The sequence below is a fragment of the Variovorax sp. 01N425 genome (genome assembly GCF_056399465.1).
This window is the reverse complement of sequence record NZ_JBFTRJ010000047.1, coordinates 1-1973: the sequence shown is the minus strand read 5'-3', so window position 1 is coordinate 1973 and position 1973 is coordinate 1. Positions and strand designations below refer to the sequence as shown.

At 66.8% G+C, this 1973-nt stretch carries 1 protein-coding gene; it reads right to left on the bottom strand.

Annotation, left to right across the window (positions count from 1 at the left end):
• On the bottom strand, positions 1–1958 hold a 1958-nt coding region (gene nirB, locus AC1DSC_RS32595; RefSeq protein ID WP_478132089.1), incomplete at its 3' end, for a nitrite reductase large subunit NirB.
• Positions 1959–1973: the final 15 nt, after the last annotated feature.

The following is a 1973-nucleotide window of genomic DNA, read 5'->3' as shown; positions in this document are numbered from 1 at the left end:
TGCGTGCCGAAGCGGCACCACTCGCTGCCCACGCAGGTCTTCACCGTGCGCAGGCTCTTGGCATAGGCAAAGCCCGAGGGCATGCCGATGTCCTTCCACACACCCTCCAGGTCCTCCTTCTTCACCCCCAAGAGGTCGATGCGCTGGCCGCCCGTGACCTTGACGGTCGGGATCTGGTACTTGTCGGCCGCATCCGCGATGCGGCGCAGCTCGTCGGGCGTGGTGTGGCCGCCCCACATCCGCGGGATGACGGAATAGGTGCCGTCCTTCTGGATGTTGGCGTGGCTGCGCTCGTTGATGAAGCGGCTCTGCGGATCGTCCTTGGCCTCCTTGGGCCAGGTGCTGATCAGGTAGTAGTTGATGGCCGGGCGGCAGGTGGCACAGCCGTTGGGCGTGCGCCAGCCCAGGTTGCGATACACCTCGTCGTGCGTCAGGTAGTGTTCGCGGCGGATGGCGTCGCGCACGTCCTGGTGGTTCGCGTCGGTGCAGCCGCACACGGCCTTCTTCTTGGGCGTGGCCGAGTAGTCGCCGCCGGCGGTGAACATCAGGATCTGCTCCACGAGGCCGGTGCACGAGCCGCAGCTGGCGCTGGCCTTGGTGTGCTTCTTGACCTCGTCCAGGGTGAACAGGCCCTTGTCCTTGATGGCCTTGCAGATGGTGCCCTTGGTCACGCCGTTGCAGCCGCACACCTCGGCGTCGTCGGGCATGCCGGCGGCCTTGCTGTGGCCCTCGTGGCCGGTGTCGCCGATGTTGGATTCGCCGAACATCAGCTTGTCGCGGATGTCGTGCACGCTGCGCCCGTCGCGCAGGAGCTTGAAGTACCAGCTGCCGTCCACCGTGTCGCCGTACAGGCACGCGCCCACCAGCTTGTCGTCCTTGATGACCAGCTTCTTGTAGACCCCGCCGAAGGGGTCGCTCATGACGATCTCTTCCGTGCCTTCGCCGCCCATGAACTCGCCGGCCGAGAACAGGTCGATGCCGGTGACCTTGAGCTTGGTGGAGGTGAGGGACCCCAGGTAGCGCCCGATGCCGAACTGGGCCAGGTGGTTGGCCGCGACCTTGGCCTGCTCGAAGAGCGGGGCGACCAGGCCGTAGGCGATGCCGCGGTGGGCCGCGCATTCGCCCACCGAGTAGATGCGCGCATCGGTCACGGTCTGCATGGTGTCGGTGACGACGATGCCGCGGTGGCAGTGCAGGCGCATCCGCTCGGCCAGTTCGGTGTTGGGGCGGATGCCCACAGCCATGACGACCAGGTCGGCGGGAACCTCGGTGCCGTCCTTGAAGCGGATGGCGGCCACGCGGCCCTGGTCATTGCCCACCAGTTCCTGGGTCTGGGCGCCGATCAGGAACTTCAGGCCCCGGTCTTCGAGCGACTTCTGCAGCAGCTTGCCCGCCACGTCGTCCAGCTGGCGCTCCATCAGCCAGGGCATGACGTGCACCACGGTGACGTCCATGCCGCGCAGCATCAGGCCGTTGGCCGCTTCCAGCCCGAGCAGGCCGCCGCCGATGACGACGGCGCTCTTGTGGGTGCGCGCGGTCTCGATCATGTAGTCGGTGTCGGCGATGTCGCGGTAGGCGATGACGCCTTTCAGGTCCTTGCCGGGCACGGGCAGCATGAAGGGGTTGGAGCCGGTGCACATGAGGAGGCGGTCGTAGGGGGCCTCGGTGCCGTCCTCGGCGCGCACGATGCGTTTGACGCGGTCGACCTCGGCCACCTTCTTGCCGGCGTGCAGGGTGATCTTGTTCTCGGCGTACCACTCCCAGCTGTTGAGGACGATCTCGTCCACGGTCTGCTCGCCGGCGAGCACGGGCGACAGCAGGATGCGGTTGTAGTTGGGGTGCGGCTCGGCGCCGAAGACGGTGATGTCGTACAGGTCGGGGGCGAGCTTCAGCAGCTCTTCGAGCGTGCGCACGCCGGCCATGCCGTTGCCGACCATCACGAGCTTGAGTTTCTTCATCATGGGTGGGGCCTT